The sequence below is a fragment of the Chloroflexia bacterium SDU3-3 genome (genome assembly GCA_009268125.1).
In the GTDB taxonomy this organism is placed as follows: Bacteria; Chloroflexota; Chloroflexia; order Chloroflexales; family Roseiflexaceae; genus SDU3-3.
The window spans coordinates 88,606-110,999 of record WBOU01000002.1 but is presented as its reverse complement, the minus strand read 5'-3'; the positions used below and the strand labels follow the sequence as shown (position 1 = coordinate 110,999).

General features: G+C 65.7%; 14 protein-coding genes. 6 read left to right on the top strand and 8 right to left on the bottom strand.

Annotated features, from left to right (window positions below):
• Positions 1-4: 4 nt before the first annotated feature.
• Together gyrB and F8S13_03345 are read right to left on the bottom strand one after the other, a co-directional pair.
• Positions 5-3,244 carry a DNA topoisomerase (ATP-hydrolyzing) subunit B gene (gyrB, locus tag F8S13_03350; GenBank protein ID KAB8144885.1) on the bottom strand — a complete coding sequence of 1,080 codons (3,240 nt, stop codon included), beginning with the start codon at positions 3,242-3,244 and terminating at the stop codon, positions 5-7.
• A 51-nt stretch (positions 3,245-3,295) separates the two neighbouring features.
• Complete coding sequence (locus tag F8S13_03345) at positions 3,296-4,288, bottom strand: hypothetical protein (protein ID KAB8144884.1); 993 nt, start codon at positions 4,286-4,288, stop codon at positions 3,296-3,298.
• A 157-nt stretch (positions 4,289-4,445) separates the two neighbouring features.
• On the opposite strand from F8S13_03345, the gene F8S13_03340 reads away from it, so the two are divergent.
• The 4 genes from F8S13_03340 (at position 4,446) to F8S13_03325 (ending at position 10,747) form a co-directional block, all read left to right on the top strand.
• Complete coding sequence (locus tag F8S13_03340; protein ID KAB8144883.1) at positions 4,446-6,194, top strand: GTPase; 1,749 nt, start codon at positions 4,446-4,448, stop codon at positions 6,192-6,194.
• 387 nt (positions 6,195-6,581) lie between these two features.
• Entirely contained in the window at positions 6,582-7,679 is a 1,098-nt protein-coding gene (locus F8S13_03335) for a site-specific DNA-methyltransferase (protein KAB8144882.1), read from the top strand.
• Positions 7,680-8,067: 388 nt separating this feature from the next.
• Positions 8,068-9,438: an adenylosuccinate lyase gene (gene purB / locus F8S13_03330; GenBank protein ID KAB8144881.1), complete on the top strand. Its 1,371-nt coding sequence runs from the start codon at positions 8,068-8,070 to the stop codon at positions 9,436-9,438.
• A gap of 100 nt (positions 9,439-9,538) precedes the next feature.
• On the top strand, positions 9,539-10,747 hold the full coding sequence (locus F8S13_03325) for a M28 family peptidase (protein ID KAB8144880.1): 1,209 nt from the start codon (positions 9,539-9,541) through the stop codon (positions 10,745-10,747).
• A 273-nt stretch (positions 10,748-11,020) separates the two neighbouring features.
• Here F8S13_03325 and F8S13_03320 read toward each other — a convergent pair whose 3' ends face one another.
• The 6 genes from F8S13_03320 to F8S13_03295 all read right to left on the bottom strand — a co-directional run bounded on the left by F8S13_03320 (position 11,021) and on the right by F8S13_03295 (position 19,943).
• The gene (locus tag F8S13_03320) at positions 11,021-14,224 is read right to left on the bottom strand and encodes a hypothetical protein (GenBank protein ID KAB8144879.1); all 3,204 of its coding nucleotides are present in this window, start codon (positions 14,222-14,224) and stop codon (positions 11,021-11,023) included.
• A 176-nt stretch (positions 14,225-14,400) separates the two neighbouring features.
• On the bottom strand, positions 14,401-16,236 hold the full coding sequence (recN, locus tag F8S13_03315; GenBank protein KAB8144878.1) for a DNA repair protein RecN: 1,836 nt from the start codon (positions 16,234-16,236) through the stop codon (positions 14,401-14,403).
• Between the two features lie 275 nt (positions 16,237-16,511).
• On the bottom strand, positions 16,512-17,132 hold the full coding sequence (locus tag F8S13_03310; protein KAB8144877.1) for a CDP-alcohol phosphatidyltransferase family protein: 621 nt from the start codon (positions 17,130-17,132) through the stop codon (positions 16,512-16,514).
• Between the two features lie 156 nt (positions 17,133-17,288).
• On the bottom strand, positions 17,289-18,233 hold the full coding sequence (locus F8S13_03305; protein KAB8145239.1) for a ParB/RepB/Spo0J family partition protein: 945 nt from the start codon (positions 18,231-18,233) through the stop codon (positions 17,289-17,291).
• A complete protein-coding gene (locus tag F8S13_03300; GenBank protein KAB8145238.1) occupies positions 18,233-18,994 on the bottom strand; it encodes a ParA family protein in 762 nt (253 codons plus the stop codon). Before F8S13_03300 ends, F8S13_03305 begins: the two co-directional genes overlap by 1 nt.
• 280 nt (positions 18,995-19,274) lie before the next feature.
• Entirely contained in the window at positions 19,275-19,943 is a 669-nt protein-coding gene (locus F8S13_03295) for a histidine phosphatase family protein (protein KAB8144876.1), read from the bottom strand.
• Positions 19,944-20,083: 140 nt separating this feature from the next.
• On the opposite strand from F8S13_03295, the gene F8S13_03290 reads away from it, so the two are divergent.
• The gene (locus F8S13_03290; protein ID KAB8144875.1) at positions 20,084-20,644 is read left to right on the top strand and encodes a bifunctional nuclease family protein; all 561 of its coding nucleotides are present in this window, start codon (positions 20,084-20,086) and stop codon (positions 20,642-20,644) included.
• Between the two features lie 501 nt (positions 20,645-21,145).
• Entirely contained in the window at positions 21,146-22,165 is a 1,020-nt protein-coding gene (locus tag F8S13_03285) for a GHMP kinase (GenBank protein ID KAB8144874.1), read from the top strand.
• Positions 22,166-22,394 lie beyond the last annotated feature (229 nt).

Sequence of the window (22,394 nt, the reverse complement as noted above, 5' to 3'; positions counted from 1 at the left end):
CACGCTACACGTCGAGGTTACGCACCTCCAGCGCGTGCGTCTGGATGAAGCGCTTGCGCGGCGGCACCATGTCGCCCATCAGCATGGTGAAGGTCTCGTCGGCCTGGGCCGCATCGTCGAGCGTCACCTGGAGCACCGTGCGGTTCACGGGGTTCATGGTCGTCTCCCAGAGCTGCTCGGCGTTCATCTCGCCGAGGCCCTTGTAGCGCTGGATGTGGGCCTTCTCGCGCTGCTCCTTGGGCAGCGTGCCCAGGTAGTCGTCGCGCTGGGCGTCGGTGTAGACATACTTCATGTCCTTGCCGACCTTCACGCTGAACAGCGGCGGCTGCGCGATGTACAGGTGCCCGTTGGCGATGATCGGGCGCATGTAGCGGAAGAAGAAGGTGAGCAGCAGCGTGCGGATGTGCGCGCCGTCCACGTCGGCGTCGGTCATCAGCACGATCCGGTGGTAGCGCAGCTTGGCCGGGTCGAACTGCTCGCCCAGGCTCGCGCCGATGGCGGTGATCAGCGCCTTCACCTCGTTGTTCGAGAGCATGCGGTCCAGGCGGCTCTTCTCCACATTCAGGATCTTGCCGCGCAGCGGCAGGATGGCCTGGAAGCGGCGGTCGCGGCCCTGCTTGGCGCTGTTGTGGACAAACACGCCCGAGGCCAGCGCGAAGTTGTGGGTGTGCGGCACCTCGATGTCGTACACATCGATCCGCTCCTCCAGCCGCTCGACCGAGACCACGCGATGGTTGTAGTTGGCCACCGCCTCGCGCGCCTGCGCCTCATCGCCGCCGAAGTAGCGCTCGCAGAACGAGTCGAAGCGCAGCAGCGAGCGGTCGCCAGTCTGCTTCCGGTGATCCTGGTAGGTATCCAGGTTGAGCGCGCCCTCCTGCTCGCAGCCCTTCAGCGCGGCGAGGGTCTTGCGATAGTAGGTCTGCTCAAGCGTCGCCTTGCGCTGAGTGCGGAACTCAGGAGTCCACTGCTCCTTGGTCTTATCGCTCCGCCAAGCGCGCAAATCCGCATCCTGCCACTGAACATCAGCAAGCGCGGCGCGATCTTCGCGGGCCTGCGGATTCGCAGCAAAGTAGCTGCGCGTCCGCTCGGCCTGAGCGCTGCGATGCTCATCCTGCGCCCAGTATTCCTGCTGTGCGCGATAGAGCTGATCATTATTAAGGTTGCGGTAGTCCTCATTCCCCGCATAAAACTCGCGCCAGCGCTCGGTCATAAATCGCTTGTAGTCCTCGTTCGACCACTGCTCTTTGGCCTGGGCCGAAAGGATAGCGCGTGTCTCCGGCTGCTGCATACGCTCGCTCATCTGGAAGCGGAACGCGTCGCTCTGATGAATCTCGCGATTCTTCTGAACGACATCTGGGCGATGCAGTGTCATGCTCACATGCTCGCGGTGCAGTGCCAGGTGCAGATCAGATGGCATTCGGCGGATGTTTGTCGGGTTGTTGTTGCGCTTATCGAAATCGATATGGTGGCAATGATCGCCATCCTCAACAGCGTAGGCATTCGTCCAGCGGTTGTACCAATCCGCCAGCTTATGCGTGAACAGCCACGAGTCCGAGCGCGGGTCCCAGGTCATCTCGTAGCCATCAATGGTGATGCCCGGCTCGCTCCGGTCGGAGAGCTTGCGGTACAGCGGCATCAGCGAGTCGTCGCTGGCGAGCTGCGCGGCCTGCTTGTAGCTGCCGTCGCGCAGCATGAAGCGGTGGTCGGGCGTGCAGACGATGGTCTCACCACTGTCGAGGGTCACGCGCACCACCTCGGTGTTGCGCTTGGTGACGCGCGGGTTGGTGATCTGGCCGATGCCGACGGTGCCATCCTTGCGGATGGTGTAGCAGAAGTGCTTCTTGCCCGCCCGCTGCTCTTCGATGATCTCCACGAAGCTCAGCTCGCGGCCATCAGCCAGCGCGATGCGCGTATCGCCCGAGAAGCAGCCACCGGCGCTGTCGCCCTCGACGATGTACAGCTCGCAGCGGGCCGGGTTGTTGTCCGAGCAGTCGGCCAGCTTGCCGGGCAGCGAGAAGCCCTCCATCGCGCTCTTGCGGGATGTCTCGCGCACCTTCTGCACCGCCATGCGGGTGCGGGCCGCCGAGACGCACTTCTCGATGATGCGCTTGCCGTCCTGCGGGTTCTCCTCCAGCCAGGTCATGAACGCGTCGCCAAACACGCTGGCCACCGCGCCAGATGCCACCGGGCTGACCAGCTTCTCCTTGGTCTGCGAGCTGAACTGCGGGTCTTTCAGCTTCACGCTGATCACGGCGGTCAGGCCCTCGCGCACGTCGTCGCCCGTCAGGTTGGCCTCGTTCTCCTTCAGCAGGTTCTTCGAGCGGGCGTAGGTGTTGATCACGCGGGTGAGCGCGGTGCGGAAGCCCGAGACGTGCGAGCCACCGTCGGTGTTGTTGATGCCGTTGGCGAACGAGTAGACCGCATCGGTGTCGAAGGCCTCGGTGTACTGCAGCGACACCTCGACAGAGACATCGTCGGCCACGCGCTCGGCGTAGAACGGCACCTTGTGCAGCACTGACTTCTCCTTGTTCAGGTGGCGCACGTAGGAGCGGATGCCGCCCTCGAAGTAGAAGTTGACCTCGTGGCCATCGCGCTCATCCACGAAGCGGAAGCGCAGCCCCTTGTTGAGGTACGACATCTCGCGGAAGCGCTGGGCCAGCGTCTTGAAGTTGTAGTCGAGCGTCTGGATGATCGTGGTGTCGGGCAGGAAGGTCGTCACCGTGCCGCGCCGGTCGGTTGGGCCGACGCACTTGACCTTGTCCTTCGGCGCGCCGGCGTGGTACTCCTGGAAGTAGTGCTTGCCGTCGCGCCCGTTGTGCACATCCACGCGCATATACTCCGAGAGCGCGTTCACCGCCGAGACGCCCACGCCGTGCAGGCCCGACGAGACCTTGTAGCCCGCGTTGTCGAACTTGCCGCCCGCGTGCAGGATGGTCATCACCACCTGGAGCGTGCTGACGCCCATCTTGGGGTGGATGCCGGTGGGGATGCCCAGGCCGTCGTCGGAGACCGAGACCGAGCCATCCTGGTGGATGACGACCTCGACCGTGGTGGCGCGGCCCGCCATCACCTCATCCACCGAGTTGTCGACCACCTCGCGCACCATGGTGTGCAGGCCGTTGATGTCGGTCGGGCCAATATACATACCGGGGCGCTTGCGCACCGCCTCCATACCCTCAAGAACCTGGATCTGGCTCTCGTCATACGAGGACGGTTCGAGTGCCGGGGTTACGTCTGTTGTCATAGGTGTGTGCTCTTTTCAGTGGTGCCAGCGCTGCCGCCGTGGCCGCAGGCGCTAGCTTTTGCTCGTACCAGGTATATGTATCGTTGCCCGTTCGCGGAAGAAGATCATGCGCGCCGCGCCCAGGCCGCAGCCGATGTAGGCGCTGCCCACCACGGCCAGGATGAGTCCGATGGTGTTGCCCACCAGCAGGCCCCATAGCACGCCCATGCCCACGCTGATCACGAAGCTGAGCGCCAGCAGGCCGATGGTGGCCCAGAAGTGCTGGCGCACCATCTGGTAGCTTGTGCGCAGCGCCTTGATGGTGTCGAGCCGCCCCACGGCGATCGCCTCGGGCGTGAAGCCGATGTAGATGCGCACCCAGAACACCGCGGTGAACAGCACCAGCAGGGCCAGCGAGCCGAGCAGCGGCACCACCAGGGTGAAGAGCGCGGCGACGAAGGCCAGCGGCACCAGCAGCACCAGGATGGCCGCCAGCAGGATGGCCAGGTAGCCCAGCAGCGACGCGCCAGTGAGGCCCGTGCGCACCGCCCAGGCCCGCAGACTCTCGCGCTCGGCCAGCACCGCGCCGGCCAGCATGCTCATGAACAGTACGCCCAGCGGGATGCGCATAAAGGTGATCAGCAGAAAGAGCAGCGCGGCCAGCGAGCCGTTGGTGGCCGTCCAGACCACGCGCTGGGGCTGCAGCGGTGCCCAGACCTCCCCGGGCAGGGGCAGGCCACCATCCTGCGCCCCCGAGACCGCGTAGGCCGAGAGGCGCGGCACCAGGCCCACCATGTCGAACTGCTGGATCAGGTCGGCCTGCTGCATCACGCGCATGCTGTCGTAGGCCTGCGCGGCGGCGGTCTGGCCGGTGGCCTCGGCCTGCTGCTCAAAAAAGTTCAGCACACCCTCGGTGAGCGGAGCCAGCGAGACCTGCGGCCCATACCAGAAGTAGACGTTGAGAAGGATGGGAATGATAAGCACCCAGAGCCTGCGGTTGATGGTGGAGAACCCCTGGGTGAGCGTGTCGATCAGTGACGTAGTTTGAGGCTTCACGATGCTCAATGCTCTCTCCTCTAAACCTCTCTATTATACCACATTCCGGCCATTTTCGCGTTTCTTTTTGAACACATGTGCTATACTACATGTCGCCCATGGCGCGCTGTGCTATACTACCGCGCAGCGCACTTCGCCCTGCCAGAGAAAGCGACCCGACCGCGCGATGACCGATGCATCTCGCCATTTTACTGGCTTTACGCCAGATGTGCTTGCCGCGCTGGCCGTGCCCGGCCCCGCCGAGCGCTGGGCCGCTGTGCAGGCGCTGCTGCACCCCCAGCTGGCCGCCCTGGCCGAGCTGCTGCGCGCCGAGGGCGAGCGCCGCTTCCCACGCATCTGGCCGATCTACGAGATCACCTTCAAGAATCTGCGCTATGTCAACCGGGGCAGCGGCGCGCGCGCACCGATCGACGAATACCACTTCGCCGTCGACAGGCCGCCGCGCGGGTCGGGCATCTACGTGGCCGTCAGCGCCGCCGAGCGCACGGTGCTGGTGACGCTGCAGGTGGCGCGGGCGCGCAAGCCACAGCTGGGCCAGGTGTGGGAGGACGGCCGCGCGGTGTGGCAGCCGCTGATCGAGCGCGTCACCGATGTGCGCTTTGTAGAAGATAGGGCGAGGGCCGGGCAGCCTGGCGACGCGGACGCGCCGTGGATCGAGCGCTACCTGCGCAGCCGCAGGCCCGGCCCGCTGCTGGCGGGCTTCGCCTACCGCTGGGATGACGCCCGGATCGCAGATCCATCCTTCGCCCAGCAGCTGATCGCCGACGTGCTCGACCTGCTGGCCCTCAACGAGGCAGTGATGGAGCACGCCGAGGATCTGGAGCCGGACGGCCCGGCGCTGCTGCGCGAGGGCCGCGCGATCTACCGCCAGGGCGCGCTGCCGCCGATCGAGACAATCGTCGAGCGCATCCGGGCGCACGGCTTCGCCCTGCCCGAGCCAACCATCCGCGCCTACCACGTGGCCCTGCAGACCAAGCCGCTGGTCATCCTGCCCGGCATCTCGGGCACAGGCAAAACCCGCCTCACCAAGCTCTACGCCGACGCGGTGCACGCCGCCGCACTGCGCCCCGGCCAGGAGAACCCCTACTACCTGCTGGTGGCGGTGCAACCCGACTGGCACAACGCCCGCGACCTGCTGGGCTACCACAACGCGCTCACCGGCACCTTTCACGCCACGCCCTTCCTGCGCTTCCTGCAGCGCGCCGCCGCCGACCCGGCGGCCACCTACTACGTGTGCCTAGACGAGATGAACCTGGCGCGGCCCGAGTACTACCTCGCGCCCATCCTCTCGGCGCTGGAGACCGAGGACCACCTGATCGACCTGGGCATCCCCGGCGACGAGGCCACCACCACGGCGGGCGAGGCGCTGCGCAGCCCCTTCCGCCTGCCGCTGAATGTGCGCTTGACCGGCACAGTAAATGTGGATGAGAGCACCCACAGCCTCTCCGACAAGCTGCTGGATCGGGCCAATGTGATCGAGCTGCGCGATGTGGACCTGGCGGCGTTCCGCGCCACCTACCGAGGCCCGGTGGATGAGCCGAGCTGGGATGTGATCGCCCAGCTGCACGCCATCCTCACGCGGGCCGGCCAGCCCTTCGGCTATCGCACGGTCAGCGAGATGCTGCGCTACCTTGATCACGCCCAGGGCGTGATCGCGCCCGCCCAGGCGCTCGACCAGCAGATCAAGCAGAAGATTCTGCCCAAGCTGCGCGGCGACGACAACCCGCGCCTGCGCCGCGCCCTTGTCAGCCTGATCGACCTGCTGATCGGTGGCGAGCCGCAGCCCTGGGCCAAGGCCGCCAGCATCGAGCCAGAGACCATCGCGGCGGCGCGTTTCCCCGAATCTGCCGAGAAGGCCCGCCGCATGCTTGAGCGGCTAGACGCCGACGGCTTCACCGACTTCTACGGTGCCTAAGCCGAGCGATACACCACCAAGACTCCAAGGGCACAAAAGAACCGATACACCACCAAGACTCCAAGACAGCAAGGAAAATAAGGTCTCGAAAACAGGGCAGCGCTAACCCTTCCCACCCGGCCCATGCGGCGAAGGTGCCGCCAACAAAAGCGCCCCTGTCCGACCCGACGGTAACGCACATTTTCACAAAGAACGCCTCGTACAGACATGCAAAATGACACGTGTTGAAGGCGATATCCCCTGGCCGGGTTCACAGGAGCATCGCCAAAGCCTCGCCTAACAACGCACATCAGCGGCTAGAGCTTGACAGTTCATGCTATTGTAGATTGGAGCAACCGCGCCGCCATCCCTCAACCAGCCACCAGTCGAATAGCCAATCGGTGATCTATGCGCCGCAACGCCGCCCTGCCGCTGGATCAAGTGCTGATCGGTGACAGCACCGAGCTGCTCGGGCAGCTCCCCAACAAGAGTGTCGACCTTGTTTTCGCCGACCCCCCCTACAACCTTCAGCTAAATAAAGAGCTGCTGCGCCCCAACATGTCGCGCGTGGACGCCGTGGATGACGAGTGGGACCAGTTCCAGAACTTCGCTGCCTACGATGCCTTCTGCGATCTGTGGCTGCGCGAGTGCCGCCGCGTGCTCAAAGACACCGGCACGATCTGGGTGATCGGCAGCTACCACAACATCTACCGCCTGGGCACGCTGATGATGGACATCGGCTTCTGGCTGCTGAACGACGTGGTGTGGATCAAGACCAACCCCACGCCGCAGTTCCGGGGCGTGCGCTTCACCAACGCCCACGAGACCCTGCTGTGGTGCAAGCGATCGCGCGGGCAGCGCCGCTACACCTTCAACTACCAGATGATGAAGAACCTGAACGACGAGAAGCAGATGCGCAGCGACTGGGTGATGCCGATCTGCACCGGCCAGGAGCGGCTGCGCGTGGGCGGCGTGAAGGCGCACCCGACCCAGAAGCCCGAGGCGCTGCTGTACCGCGTGCTGCTGGCCAGCACCAACCCTGGCGATGTGGTGCTCGACCCGTTTTTTGGCACGGGCACCACGGGGGCGGTGGCCAAGGCGCTGGGGCGGCACTTTGTGGGTATCGAGCGCGAGGAGGGCTATGCCGAACTGGCCCGCGAGCGGATCGCCCGTGTGGCCGAGGCCCCCGCTGCCCCGCAGGCGCTGACGCTGCGCACCCGCAAGGCCCAGCCCAGGGTGCGCTTCGGGGCGCTGCTGGAGGCCGGGATGCTGCGCGCCGGGCAGCAGCTGTTCTTCCAGCGCACCGGCCAGCCCGCCATGGTCTGCGCCGACGGCACACTGAGCGTGGGCGAGCTGCGCGGCTCGATCCACGGCCTGGGCGCGGCGCTGGCGGGCCAGCCATCCTGCAACGGCTGGGAGGTGTGGCTCTACGCCCGCGCCGACGGCAGCCTGGGGCCGCTCGACGAGCTGCGCGAGCGGTACCGCGCGGAGCGGGGGGCCAGTTAACCACGAAGGCACGAAGACACGAAGGTTCGGGAGACCATTAACCACGAAGACTCCAAGACTCCAAGATTCGGAGATAGGGGCAATTTCTCTATCGCATTTTCACGCTTTCCCTTCGAGTCTTGGAGTCTTCGTGGTAAAAAACCCGGCCTCGCCCATCCGGCGAAGGTATCGCAGGCGGGCGGCTGGCCATGATCCGCACCGCAGCGGGAATACCCGCCCTGTGAGGCAGCGCAATTTTCCTCTTTCCAATGCCCCAATCAGCAAGGTGCATCTCGGCAGCCAGCCTACCTATCCTCGCGCTCTGCGTGCCTGCGCGCCTTCGTGGTGAATCAAAAAAACAATGGTATGATGCTGGGGGCCGCTGAAACGAACATCGGGAGAGAGAGCTGTGACAAACCCACTTTTTGCCCTTTCGCCGCTTGACGGGCGCTACAGCAAGGATGTTGCCGCGCTTGGGCCGTATATGAGCGAGGCCGCGCTGCTGCGCTACCGCGTGCGCGTGGAGGTCGAGTACCTGATCTTCCTGAGCCGCACCCGCAACGTCGGCTTCATCCCGCCGCTGGAGCCGCAGGCCGCCGCCGAGCTGCGCGGGCTGTACCGCGCCTTCCGCGAGGAGGACGCCGAGGCCGTGGCCGCCTGGGACCGCAAGGTGAACCACGACGTGAAGGCGGTGGAGTACTGGCTGCGCGAGCAGATGACCAAGCTGGGGCTAGAGCGCTGGCACGAGGCGGTGCACTTCGCGCTCACCTCCGAGGATGTGAACAACCTCTCCTACGCGCTGATGCTGCGCGAGGCCCGCGACCTGGTGCTGATGCCCGCGATCAGCGAGGTGGGCAGCGCGCTCTACCAGATGGCTATGGCGGATGCCGCCACGCCCATGCTGGCGCACACCCACGGCCAGCCCGCCACGCCCACCACCATCGGCAAGGAGATCGCGGTGTTTGTCGCGCGCCTGCGCCGCGCCCACGGCGTGCTGGCCCAGGTCTCGCTCACCGGCAAGCTGAACGGCGCGACTGGCACCTACGCCGCGCACATGGCCGCCCTGCCCGAGATCGACTGGCCGACCTTCGGGCGGGCCTTTGTGAAGTCGCTGGAGCTGGAGCCAGTGCAGCTGACCACCCAGATCGAGCCGCACGACACCGTGGCCGAGCTATGCGACGCGCTGAAGCGCCTGAACACGCTGCTGATCGACCTGTGCCAGGATGTCTGGCAGTACATTAGCATGGGCTACTTCGGCCTAGCCGCCAAGGCGGGCGAGGTCGGCTCCTCGACCATGCCGCACAAGGTCAACCCGATCGACTTCGAGAACGCCGAGGGCAACCTGGGTATCGCCAACGCCCTGCTGGAGCACTGCAGCCGCAAGCTGCCGATCTCGCGCCAGCAGCGCGACCTGACCGACAGCACCGTGCTGCGCAACCTCGGCTCGGCGTTCGGCTACAGCCTGCTGGCCTACCGGCGGCTGCTGAAGGGCCTGGGCAAGCTGGCCGTGAACCGCCAGCGCCTGCTGGAGGATCTGCAGGCCCACCCCGAGGTGCTGGCCGAGGCCATCCAGACCATCCTGCGGCGCGAGAGCTACCCCGAGCCATACGAGGCGCTGAAGAAGCTGACGCGCGGCCACGCGATCACCGCCGAGTCGCTGGCGGCCTTCATCGACCAGCTGGATGTGAGCGACGCGGTGAAGGGCGAGCTGCGCGCGCTCGCGCCCGAGACCTACATCGGCAAGGCACCCGAGCTGGTGCGGACCCTTCGCGGCAAGTAGCATAAAGCCCATCGGGGGCGTGGGAAACTGCCATGTCCCACGCCCCGATCTCATCCTATACTGTTCATAGTCTCTCCTTACCACTTTTCAAGGAGGAACAATGAGCGACCTTCATCCAGAGGCCCTCTACGAGCACGTCAAGGCGCTCGCCACGACCATCGGGCCGCGGCCAACCGGCAGCCTCGCCGAGGCCAAGGCCCGCGACTACATCCGCACCACGCTGGCCGCACGCGGCATCGCAACCGAGGAGATCCCATTTCTCTGCTGGGACACGTGGGGCTATACCATGTGCGTCCCAGCGGCGCTGGTGGTGGCGGCCACCATCCTGGGGCGCAGCGGGCGGCTGCGCAGGCTGGCGGGCGCAGCCACGGCGGCCTACAGTGTCTACCACATGTGGCAGTCGATGCTCAACGTCAAGCAGCCGATGCGCTGGCTCTTCCCCAAGGTGCCTACGGCCACCACGGTGGCCCGCATTCCGGCGCAGCAGCAGGCCCACCGCAGGGTGGTGCTGATCGGCCACACCGACAGCAACAAGCAGCGGCCATCATTCACACAGGGGCGCAAGAAGCTGCTACAAGCCTCATCGAGCGTGGGATTCCTAGCCCACGCGTTGGCGGCGGCGGCCCTGCTGGCCCAGTCCATCCGGCCCACCAGGATGGGCGGCGCGGCGCAGGCGGCGGCAGGGCTGGTCGTCGGCGGCTTCCTGGCAGGGCTGGCGTATGACGAACTGGCCCCCTTTGTCCCCGGCGCGCAGGATAACGCCACAGCAGTGGCGTGCCTGCTGGGGCTAGGGGCGCACATCCAGACCCACCCGCTAGAGCAAACCGAGGTGTGGCTGGCCTTCACAGGGGCTGAGGAGAGCAGCTGTATGGGAACCCACGCGCTGCTGGATCAGTATGGCGACGAGCTGCGCGACGCCTACTTCATCGACTTTGAGTTGGTGGGGTCGAGCCGGATCGCCTATGTGACGCGGCACAGCGGCATCACCTACTTCACGCCCTACGCGCCCGACGCGGACTCGCTGGCCCTTGCCAGGGCCGCCGCCGAGCGCAGCCGCCAGCTAGGCGTCACTGGACAGCCCGTGGTAATCGTCGAGGAGGTGGCCAGCCTGCGGCGGCGCGGGTTCCGGGGCATCTGCCTCGTGGGGCTGGACGCCGAGGGCTGGCTGCCGCACTGGCATCAGGCCACCGACGACGCCGACCACATCGACCCGGAGGGGCTGGCAACCGCATCCCAGTTCGCCCTGGCCATGATTCAAGAGCTGGATGGCCAGCACACGCCGCTGACCGAGGCGCGCAAGAGCGCCTAACCAAGAAGCTTGCCGCAACCTTGCCCATATAACAACCAAAGCATAGGACTGCGGCGCTATCTGCTCCTGGGAAAGGGTACTGCTAGCTGTAAGGATGGAGAGACTATTCACAGGAGGGGAAGGTTCGTGTACAGTACCAGTACGTCGGTCTGCAGGGCGCTGGTAGAATGCCAGCACGTGATGGACGACCAGCAACCCTACTAACCGAACGATGCGCGCGCACCGGGGGTGGAGATGGCCAATGCCGTCTCTACCCCCGATGTGTTTTTGGGCCTAGCCGCCTGCCAGATTGCGGAAGTAGGACTCCAGCCCTTGGATCTGCTGGGCCTGCTGGGTGTCGCCCTGGGCCTGCAGCATCTTCGCCCAGCTGGCGGCCTGGTCGGCGGCGCGGCTGTACTGCATGGTGTCGCTCAGCACCACCACCAGGTTGCGGTAGGCCTCGGGGTTCTGGGGCTCCAGGTTCACCAGCGACTCGAAGGCGCTAGTGGCGCGCGCCATGTCGCCCTGCGGCACCGCGATGCGCCCGATGATCTCGGTGAGCGTGGCGTCGTCGGGGGTCTTGGCCAGGGCCTGCTCGTAGGCGTCGCGCAGGCGGCCAAGCTGGGCCTTGTCATCCTGCACGCTGGCGATCACCGCGTTGTACTCGGCATCCAGCGCGTGGGGGCTGCTGGCGATGATCGCGATGTAGCGGTCGAGCGCCTCGGCGGTGCGGCCCTGGATGCGCAGCAGGTCGGCCAGACGGATGTCGGTGTCGGGGTACTTCTGGTCCAGCTCCTTCGAGTGGGTCAGCAGCTGCTCGGCCTGGACGTAGGCCTGCTGGGCGGCGGCGGCATCGCCCTTCGACTCGCTGTAGCTGCCCTTCAGCGCCACGGTGCCTGCGTACTCATTGAGGATGACCACATCCTGCGGGGCCTTGGCGTTGCTGTTCTGGTACCACTGCAGCGCCTCATCCAGCTGCGCCGGATCCTGATCCATGCGCGAGTACCAGTAGGCGTGCAGGCGGCCCAGGTTGGCCGAGTGGTCCTTGTTCAGCGGGTTGATCTTGTAGGCCTGATCGAGCACGGCCTGGGCGTAGCTCATGGCCACCAGCGGCTGCATCTGCGCCAGCATGGCGGGCGCGCTCTCGGCCTGCAGCAGGTCGCGCAGCTGGGCATCCTGCTTGACCGCGCCCAGCGTGCCGGATGTCTGGCGCTGGATGTCGGCGATGCTCATCAGGGTGCGGCCCAGGCTCAGGTAGTAGAAATCCTGGTTCGGCTCCATGCGGATGGCGTCGAGGTAGAACTCGGCACCGGCGATCTGCTGCTGCAGGCCAGCGTTCGCGCCCTCGGTGTACTGCTGGCCCTGCTGAAAGCGCATGTCGGCGTACACGTTGTCGATGTTGGTGAACCAGACCACCGCAATGCCGAGCGCAAAGACCATGGTGTAGATCAGCCACCCCAGGCCCGCCGACTCGTCGCGGCGCTGGGATGGGCCGCGCTGGGCCGCGCCGCGCTGGGCCGCGCCGCGCCGCGAGCGACCGCCCTGCTGCTTGGCCGCAGGCGCAGGCTCGGGGGCTGGCTCGGGCTCGGGCTGCGCCCCAAAGCGCACCTGGCCATAGAGCAGGCCCACGCACACGATGGTGGCGATGGCGATCCAGAACAGCATGAGCGAGGACACGATCGGGATGCCGGTCAGGCCCTCGACGCAGTGGGCGACGATGATCGAGAGACATGCGCTCACCAGGGCCTGGGCGTGCCAGTCATCCACGCGGCGGATGAGCGCGATGCCCAGCGTGAACACGCTGATCAGCACGAATAGGTAGCTGGCCAGCCCCAGCACGCCCTTGGTCACCAGTTCGTCGAGGTAGGCCTCGTGCGAGCGGTCGGGCGACGCGCCGCGCGCCTCGATGTTGGCCAGCGCGGGCGGGTAGAATCGGTTGTAGGCCACGAACATGCTCTCCGGCCCCCAGCCGATCACCATGCGCAGCGGGTCGGATGTGATCAGCGCGACCGCGCCGCCAGCGTGCTCGTCGCCCGACCAGATCAGGCGACGCACCAGGCCGGTGCCCTCGTCGGTCTCCAGCAGGCGGCCCATGCGCCCGATGTAGGGCATGGTGCGCAGCGGCTCGAAGATCGGCGCATTGCTGATGTTGAAGGCCACCAAGAAGCCACCCGCCAGCACCGTCACGGCGATCTCGGCGATCAGCAGGCCGCGCCACAGCGCCACCCGCGCGGGGCTCTCGCGGCGGGCACGCCCCCACGCGATCACGATCAGCGCGGTGAAGAACACAAACATCCCGGCCATCGCGCCGATCCAGGGCCCACGGCTCTGGGTGAAGATGATGGTCATGCCCACGAGCACCGCGACAGCGGTCATCCCCACGCCCTGCATCAGCGAGAGCACCCGCGAGCTTTCGCCTAGGCGCGGCAGGGTGTAGAACAGCGCGTAGCTGCCTAGCACAAACAGCACGCCCAGCACCAGGTAGATCCACCACTCGGTGCCGCCACGCCCGGCGGATGCCGCCACCTGCTGATCGCCGCCCTGGCCCAGCAGGAACATGAAGCCCAGCCAGAGCGCGTAGCCCAGCGCCACGATCCCCGGCCAGAGCAGGCTCGTGCGCAGGCGGTCGGCGCGGTGGATGCCCAGCGTGGGCAGCACAAACAGCCCGAGGCCGACCAGCAGCCCGCCGGGGTAGACCCACCAGTAGCGCAGGTCGGGCACGCGCACCACCGCGCCAAAGCAGATCGAGGCGTAGGCGATCAGCAGCGCGCCCGCGATGGCAAGGCCGTAGGCCGCAGCCCAGCCCCACGCGCCACCGCGATTCTCGCTGGCGGTGTCGCGCCGCGCCGTGCGAAAGCCCGCCAGCGCCAGGTAGCAGGCCAGCGGCAGGATGAGGATGAGGTAGGCCGCCACAAAGATCGAGTTGCCCATGGTCGAGGCCACGCGCGAGATCACGTCGCCGCGCCAGGGCAGCGGGTCGTGCTGGCTGTGCTGGATGAGGCCGTAGCCCACAGCGGGGAGCGCACCCAGCACCCCCACGGTGATCAGCCGATCCAGCTGCTCGCGGCGGCGCAGGAACAGCACCACCATGACGGCTAGGGCAATGTACGAGAGGTTGGTGTAGGTTCCCTGCAGGCGCTGGTACGAGCCCCACAGGCTGACCCACGGCGTGATCGAGGTGAGCGTGGCCAGCAGAAAGACCAGCGCAAACACCAGCACCGGCAGCGCCATCGGAAAGGCGATCAACCGCCGCCACCAACTGGGCTGCTGGGGCGGCGCGGCGGCCTTCGGCGCGCTGCCCGCGCGGTCGAGGGCGTAGACCACGCCAGCGGTGAGCATCATCACCACAATCGAGCGCAGCATGGTCGCCTTATCCGGCTCGAAGTGGCGCGAGGAGAGCAGGTTAAAGTAGCTCGGGATAAAGACCAGAGCCATCAGCCAGCCGCCCTCGATAAGCCAGGCGCACCAGCGTGCGATGGTAGACTGTCGCTGTTGCAACGTCGATCCTCCAACATTTCTATCGGCGTGGGCGCAGAGAGCGCGACCATGCGCAGAGAACAGGCGGCGGGCGCGCTGGTGGCGGCCACGCTGCGGCACAGGGATACACAAAGCGGCCCTAGCCCGTAGGCGAGCGCCGCCCAGTATGGCAGGCTTGCACTGTGCCGCCTATAGTATCAGCCCTTGGGCAACATCTCAAGCTGAGGGGTTGATGAGCGGATGCGCTGCTTGAACTGGTCGGCGCGCTCCAGCATCTCGCGGGCGCTGTTGCGGCTGTGCTCGCTGATCGGCACACCATCCAGCATGGCCGCGATCTCATCCACCCGCTGGTCGTCGGAGAGCTGGCTGATCTTGGTGCGGGTGCGCTGGTTGCCCTCGGCGGATGAGCCGAGCACCTGCTTGGCGATGGCGTAGTGCGAGTCGCCAAAGGCCGCGACCTGCGGCAGGTGGGTGATGCAGATCACCTGGTGCTGCGCGCTGATGCCCCAGAGCTTCTCGCCCACCACGTGGCCCGCGCGCCCGCCGACGCCCACATCTACCTCATCAAAGATCAGGGTCGGCACCTCATCCACCTTCGAGAGGATGGACTTGAGCGCCAGCAGCAGGCGGGCGCTCTCGCCGCCGGATGCGATCTTGGCCAGCGGCTTGAGCGGCTCGCCGGGGTTGGGCGAGAGCATAAACTCGATCCGGTCGATGCCGGTCTTATCGCAGGCGTAGCGGGCGGGTGTGCCCTCGGGTGGCGGCGCGGCGTGGGGCAGCCGCGCGGGCACGCCGCGCGGGTCGAGCGCCTGCTCCAGGCTCACCTGGAAGCGCACGTTGGGCATGGCTAGATCGCGCATTGATGCCACCACCGCCTCGCCCAGACGGTTGCCCACCTCGCGGCGGCGCTGCGAGAGCTGGGCGGCTAGGCGGCCCACCTCCTCGCGCAGGCGCTGCTCCTGGGCCTCAAGGTCGGCCATGTGCTCGGCGCTGTGGGTCAAGCGGTCGATCTCCTCGGTGGCCCTGGCGGCGCGGTCGAGGATCTCCTCCACCGTGCCGTGGTGCTTGCGCTGCATCTCGCGGATGAGGGTCAGCCGATCCTCGATGGCGTCCAGCCGCGCCGAGTCAAATTCCATGCTGTCGCGGTAGGCCCGCACATTGGCAGACAGATCTTCCAAGGTATAGAGCAGCTCTGCCGCAAGCTCGGCCAGCTTCTCGACCGAGGGGTCGAGCCGCCCAAGCTCGGCCAGGCTGTCGTTCACCACACCCATGGACTCGATGATCGAGCGGGCCGCGCCTTTGCCGCTCTCCTGCCCGGCGTAGAGCAGCGCGTAGGATCGCGACACGAGATCGGTGATCCGCGCGCCATTCTGCACTAGCGCGCGCTCCTGCAGCAACTCCTGCTCCTCGCCAGCGCGCAGCTTGGCGTCGCGCACATCATCCAGCAGCAGCTGCAGCTCCTCGATCCGCTCGGTGCGGCGGGCGGCGGCGGCGCGCAGCTTGGACAGCTCGTCCTGGGTGCTGCGCAGGGCGGCGTAGCGCTCGCCCACCTGGCCGCGCAGGGGCAGCAGCTGGCCATAGCGGTCGAGCATCTCGCCGTGGGTGCGGGTGTTGAACAGCGAGAGGCCCTCGTGCTGGCCGTGGATGTCGACTAGCTGGCCGCCCACCTCGCGCAGGATGCCGCTGTTGACCGCGCGCCCGTTGATGCGGGCCACGCTACGCCCGCTGCCCGCGCTCAGCTCGCGCACCAGGATAATCGTCTCGTCATCCTCTTCCCACAGGCCGTACTCCTGCAGCAGCGGGATGATGGCGGGCGTGTCGCCGATGCTGAACACACCCTCGATCCGCGCCCGCTCGGCACCGGCCCGCACAAAGCTAGGGTCGGCGCGCTCGCCGCGCAGGGTGCCGAGCGCGTCGATGATGATCGACTTGCCTGCGCCGGTCTCGCCCGTCAGGGCGTTGAACCCAGGTGTCAGACGAAGGTTGAGGCGATCGATGATCGCAAAATCACTAATGTTAAGCTCTAGCAGCATGCGTTCTCTCACCCCTCGCAGCGAGCTTGGCCGCGCCCTCGTGGCAGTGGTGGCAGGGCGGAGGGCTGTCGGCAGGTAGCCAAGCGCAAACACGAGGCATTGTACCATATGCGCTACGCGGACGGATGTCGGCGGCGCGGGCTTTCGCACATTTGTTCTCTATTATAGCGGCTTTTTGCAGGGCGGCGGCGCGGGCGGGCGGCTATTGGTACTATTCGCGATCGTGGTGCGCTGGGGCTGGCGGTGCGCAGGCCAGCCCCAGCGGCGGGCCAGCCTCAGCGCTGGTTGGGGCGCGGCGCGCCGCCGTGGCTGCTGCGCTCGCTGTGCCACACGTGCAGCAGGCGCTGCAGCGCGGTGACGTTGGTAAGCACAGCGAGTACCCACAGCATGGGCGCCACCCAGCCGGTCAGCAGGCCCAGGATTATCAGCACCATGCGCTCGGGCCGCTCAACAAGCCCCACCTTGCAGGCGAAGCCCACGGCCTCGGCGCGGGCGCGCATGTAGCTGGTGAGCAGCGAGCCGATCGTGGCCAGAAAGGCTAGCGTGCTCTCGACCGCGCCGGGGGCGGTGTGCTGGAAGTACATGAAAAAGCCGAACAGCAGCAGGGCATCGCTGTAGCGGTCGAGCGCCGAGTCGAGGAAGGCTCCAAACGCGCTGGTGCGCTGGGTGACGCGGGCCAGCGCGCCATCCAGCATGTCGAACACGCTCGTGAGGATGAGCGCGAGTCCCGCCGCCAGAAAGTAGCCCCGGCTGATCAGGGGCACGGTGGCGATGGTCATCAGCGTGCCGATCACCGTGAGCGTGTTGGGGGTGATCGGCGCGCGGGCGATGGTGCGGCGCACCAGCTGGGCCACGGCCTCGCGTACATGCTGCTCGAACTGAACCCGTACCGACATAGCTGTGCCTTTTCTTCTGGGCCAGCGATGCCGATCCGGCGAGCGATGGGTGGGATGCAGTCTAGCGGCGGGCGAAAGTCCAGCGGCCAAGGCCCTGGCGCGGCTCGCCCGCAAGATCGGCTATCGTGGCTTGGCGATCGTCTGCTGGGCGAAAAATCACGGTTGTGCGCCCGCCAGCAGGTCAAGGAACTCTTGGATCTTCTCCTCGTCGTAGAACGAGATAGTCACACGCAGCTCTTTGCTGGTGCGCGTGATCGCCACCGGCGTATGCAGCAGCTTGCCCAGCTCGTCGCCCAGCGCGCGGTCATCGGCGCTGGTGGTGGCGGCGGGCGCTTCTTCAGCGGGGCTGGCGGGTACCTCGGCGCGCTGCTTGCCGCGCCCGCCGCCCACGCGCGATGCGCGCTTGCGGCGCAGTGTGTCGATAGCGCGGGCCACATCGCCGCCATTGGTCTGGGCCAGCTCGCCCAGCTCCTCGGCCTCGCGAACGCTCAGGGCGTCGTCGATCAGGGCCGCCAGGGCAGCCTGCTGCTGGTCGGCATCCTCGAAGCGCAGCAGCGCGCGGCCGTGACCTGCGGTGATGGTATTCTTGAGGATGGCCTCCTGGGCCTGGGGCGAGAGCTTGAGCAGGCGGCGGGTATTGGCCACGGTCACGCGGTTGTTCTTGCCCACACGCTGGGCCACCTCGCTGTCGGTCAGGCCGAACTCGCGCACCAGCTCGTCGAAGGCGCGGGCCTCCTCCATGGGGTTCAGGTCGGCGCGCTGGATGTTCTCGATCAGGGCCAGCTCCAGCAGTTGCTGGGGCGTGGTCTCGCGCACGATCACCGGCACTTGGGTCAGGCCCGCGCGCTGAGCCGCCCGCCAGCGGCGCTCACCAGCCACCAGCTCGTAGCCGCGCTCGCGCTCGCTGACGATCAGCGGCTGGATGATGCCGTGCTCGCGGATGGAAGCGACCAGATCTTCCAGCATGTCCTCGTCGAAGTAGGTGCGCGGCTGCCGCGGGTTCTGGTGGATCTCGCTGATCGCGATCTCGCGCACCCCGCTGGCGGGCGCGTCGGGGAGCAGCGCGCCCAGGCCGCTGCCCAGGCCGCGTGGCTTCTTCATCATGCGGCGGCTCCTCTCACCCGGCCAAGCAGCTCCTCGGCCAGGGTGCTATACGCCTGCGAGGCGCGGTTCTGCGGGTCATACTCGCTGATCATCTGGCCGTAGCTGGGGGCCTCGCTCAACCGCACGCTGCGGGGGATCAGGGTCTGGAAGATCCGCTGCGGGAAGTACTTGCGCACTTCTTCTACCACCTGCTGGGCCAGGTTGGTGCGGCCATCGTACATGGTCATCACCACGCCCAGGATGGAAAGCTTGGGGTTCATGGTGGTGTGCACGCGGTCGATCGTGCCCTTGAGCTGGGCCAGGCCTTCCAGCGCCAGGAACTCGCACTGCAGCGGGATAAGCACGTGCTGCGCAGCGCAGAGCGCGTTCAGCGTGATCAGCCCAAGCGAGGGCGGGCAGTCAAGGATGATCCAGTCGTAGCCCACCACCGCGCTCAGGGCGCTGTCCAGCCGCCACTCGCGCCGCTCGGCATCCACCAGCTCCACCATCGCGCCTGCCAGGTTCTCGGTGGCAGGCACCAGATCGAGGTTTTCGCGCCCGGTCGAGTGGATGGCAGCATCTAGCCCGGCCAGCCCCATCAGCACCTCGTACGAGGTGGCGGTCAGGCCGCGCTTGGCGACACCCAGGCTGGTGGTGGCGTTGCCCTGGGGGTCGCAGTCGATCAGCAGCACCTGCTGGCCGCTGCGGGCAAGCTCGCCAGCCAGGCTCACCGACGTGGTGGTTTTGCCCACCCCGCCCTTCTGGTTTGCCACCGCCATAATTTTTGGTTCAGGCTGTTTCACGTTTTACACCTGCTCAATCATCCTAGAGATACGGGTACCAGCGTTGCTACCAATCCAAATAGGCGGTTTTACACCCATAGAAAGAAGTGTTTCACGTTTTACACATATCGCGTGGAAAAAGACGTGCTCCGGCTAAGGCTATTGTAGCATGCAGCCCGCAGTTCGAGAACGGGTTTCAAGCCCTCATTCACGAGCATCTCTAAGAAAGGATGGCGCGCATGGGCACACAGCGCTGTGCGCCCATGCGCGCCCCAGGCTAGCGCAGGCGGAAGGTCTGGCCAAAGCCCTGGTCACAGGTGATCACACGGTACGAGGCCGGGTGAATGTAGGGCGGATCCCACAGCTGCCCCAGGCTACGACCCTCGTGGATGAGCAAGGCCATCTTGATAAAGACGGTGTGCGTGACCACAAACACCGTCTGGCCAGGGTGCTGCGCGCAGATCAGGCCGATCGAGCGCTGCACGCGCAGGTGCAGCGCATCCAGCGTCTCGGCACCCTCCAGGGTATATTCCAGCGGCGTGTTCCAGAACGCGTGGAAGCGATCGGTATCGCGCTGCTCAAGCTCGGCGCTAGATTGCCCCTCCCAGGGGCCAAAGCCCAGCTCGCGCAGCTCGGGCCACAGCGCCAGCGGCGCATCGCGCTGGCCGCGCACCGCATGGGCGGTATCGATGGCACGCTGGCTAGTGCTGGCGTAGATCGCCTGGCAAGGCACATCGGCCAGCTGCGATCCAAGATCCAAGGCCTGCTGGCGACCCAGCGCCGTCAGCGGCGAGTCGCCCCAGCCCTGGATGCGGCGCTCGACATTCCACACGGTCTCGCCATGGCGTATAAGATAGATAGCGGTCGTTTCACGTGACATGGGTACCTCGTCTATGTTGCCCACATACAGCCACGCTGCGGGGCACAGAAAGCGCAGCGCGATCATAGCGCACAAGCCGATTTGCGCACAACATTCCTTGACGTGATCTTTCTGCGCGTGGTACTATGAAGAAACGAATAAACCCCATCAATACGCAGGGAAACGCGCAAGTGTGCCCTTGGGCGTCCCCTCGGAAAGGCCGACCGATGATACGTGTAACTGTTGACAGCATCCGCGTCAGCTTGTTGACACAGAATCGAGTCGTGGTTCTTCGCGAAGTCGACAGCAAGCGCTATCTGCCGATCTTTATTGGCCCTTTCGAGGCAGAGGCCATCGCTGCTGCTTTACAAGGCATTGAGCCACAGCGCCCAATGACCCACGATCTCCTTCGCTCTGTGTTTGGCGAGCTGCATGCCCACATAGACTACATCCTGATCAACGACATCCGCGAGAGCACCTACTTCGCGCGGATCGTGGTCAACCAGTCGGGCCAGATCATCGAGATCGACTCGCGCCCCAGCGATGCGATCGCGCTGGCGGTGCGCACCGAGTCGCCGATCTACGTCGCCCCCCACGTGCTTGAGCAGGGCGGCACGCCCTTCGACGAGGAAGAGAGCCTCACACCAGTGGAGCCAGCCGCACCCGCAGCCAGCGCCGACGAGCCCGAGCAGGAAACCAGCGACGAGGATATCTCGATCTTCCGCAACTTTATCAACACGCTCGATATCGACAAAGACGACGATAGCAACCGCAACGAGCAGCAGTAGCCTTCCACAAAAAGGCGAGAGATAGCAACATTTGTGGATAACCCGCTATCTTCTGTGGATAAACGCCCGCAATTGTGGATAACTGGTCGGGGAAAAGCTGTCGACAAAGTGTGAACAACTGACTACGCATATTGGCCGATTGTTCACACTTTGTGGAAAAACATGGGAAACCCATGTGATTAACATGGGTATAGTTTTCCCCGATCTTGCCCATCTCCCCAAGCCATGTGATTCATGTGGATAGTTATTCCCATGGTTTCCTCACCGCGTTCATGCCGCCCTGCTGGCATGAAACCCCGCTTATTCACATTTCCACAGCCCCTACTGTTTCCACTCATGATTCTTTCATGTCATGTAAATAACTATTAGAGAAATACCAGTGCAGCCACAAACTGTGGAAACCGGGCATGCTATACTAAGCCCACGTTCAACCAGCACAGCGATAAAGGCTGCGCAAAACCTGATATCCATGTCGATATCTCAATATGTGAGGATTTTCGTATGCGGCTGTATAAAGCCAAGGCACCCATGCGCATCGGCTTTTTTGGCGGCGGAACCGATGTCAGCCCGTATGCCGAGCAGCACGGCGGCAAGGTGCTGAACTGCACTATCGATAAGTACGTGCGCTGCATGCTGCGCCCCAGCAGCGATGGCGGGATCGTCATCCGCTCGCTCGACCTCGAAGAGGTGAGCCGCCGCACCACCGGCCGCTGGGAGGGCAAGCTCAGCCTGCCCCAGGCCGTGCTCGACGCCATGCCCGAGGCCCAGGGCGTGGATGTGACCATGTTCTCCGATGTGCCGCCCGGCAGCGGCCTCGGCTCCTCGTCGGCGCTGGTGGTGAGCATGCTCAAGCTGATCTCCACCGTCTACAACATCCCGATGGACCCCCACACCCTGGCCGAGCTGGCCTTCCGCATCGAGCGGGTGGACCTGGGCATCCCCGGCGGGCGGCAGGATCAGTACGCCGCAGCCTTCGGCGGCATGTGCGTCTACCACTTCGGCGGCCCGCATGTGATCGTCGAGCCGGTGATCACCGACCCCGCCGCGCTGCTGGAGCTGGAGAGCTGCCTGATGATCGGCTACATCGGCGACCGCAAGCTGCTGACCCACCACCTGATGGAAGACCAGGTGCGCCGCCTGAAGGAGGGCGACACCCTGCGCTACCACGACGAGACCAAGGCGTTTGTTGACGAGTCGGTCAAGCTGCTGCGCGGCCTGAAGATCGCCGACTTCGGGCGGCTGCTGCACGACGCATGGGAGGTCAAGAAGGCCTTCTCGCCGTACATTGCCCCGCCGATCGTGGAGGAGATCTACACGGCGGCCCGCGCCCACGGCGCGTGGGGCGGCAAGATCACCGGCGCGGGCGGCGGCGGCTTCATGGTGTTTGCGTGCCCCTTCGACCGGCGGCTGGAGCTGGAGCGCACGCTGGAGGACCACGGCGTGCGGGTGCGGCCGTTCTCCTTCACCACACAGGGCGTGCACGCCTGGAGCGTGGATGTGGATGGCCCATCGGCCCACTAGCGCCACGGGCTGTGGCGGCGGGGGCAGCGCGCCTCCGCCGCTTTTTCATGCCAGTGCGTTCTCATGCACCAAGCACGGTTTACCACGAAGACGCCAAGATACCAAGGAACAAACGGGAACGAATACCACGAGGGTACGAAGACACGAAAAGAAAACGTATGCAAGACCAAGATACGGTGATGCGATGCGGTGTCAGACAGAACGTATAGACTCTGTTTTTCATACCAGG

Bases quoted from the DNA above. Each gene is read 5' to 3' on its own strand.
- F8S13_03340 (KAB8144883.1), top strand. From the start codon at position 4,446: ATGACCGATGCATCTCGCCATTTTACTGGCTTTACGCCAGATGTGCTT.
- F8S13_03300 (KAB8145238.1), bottom strand. From the start codon at position 18,994: ATGGCGGTGGCAAACCAGAAGGGCGGGGTGGGCAAAACCACCACGTCG.
- F8S13_03285 (KAB8144874.1), top strand. From the start codon at position 21,146: ATGCGGCTGTATAAAGCCAAGGCACCCATGCGCATCGGCTTTTTTGGC.
- F8S13_03310 (KAB8144877.1), bottom strand. From the start codon at position 17,132: ATGTCGGTACGGGTTCAGTTCGAGCAGCATGTACGCGAGGCCGTGGCC.
- F8S13_03295 (KAB8144876.1), bottom strand. From the start codon at position 19,943: ATGATCGCGCTGCGCTTTCTGTGCCCCGCAGCGTGGCTGTATGTGGGC.
- recN (KAB8144878.1), bottom strand. From the start codon at position 16,236: ATGCTGCTAGAGCTTAACATTAGTGATTTTGCGATCATCGATCGCCTC.
- F8S13_03325 (KAB8144880.1), top strand. From the start codon at position 9,539: ATGAGCGACCTTCATCCAGAGGCCCTCTACGAGCACGTCAAGGCGCTC.
- F8S13_03305 (KAB8145239.1), bottom strand. From the start codon at position 18,233: ATGAAGAAGCCACGCGGCCTGGGCAGCGGCCTGGGCGCGCTGCTCCCC.
- F8S13_03290 (KAB8144875.1), top strand. From the start codon at position 20,084: ATGATACGTGTAACTGTTGACAGCATCCGCGTCAGCTTGTTGACACAG.
- gyrB (KAB8144885.1), bottom strand. From the start codon at position 3,244: ATGACAACAGACGTAACCCCGGCACTCGAACCGTCCTCGTATGACGAG.
- F8S13_03335 (KAB8144882.1), top strand. From the start codon at position 6,582: ATGCGCCGCAACGCCGCCCTGCCGCTGGATCAAGTGCTGATCGGTGAC.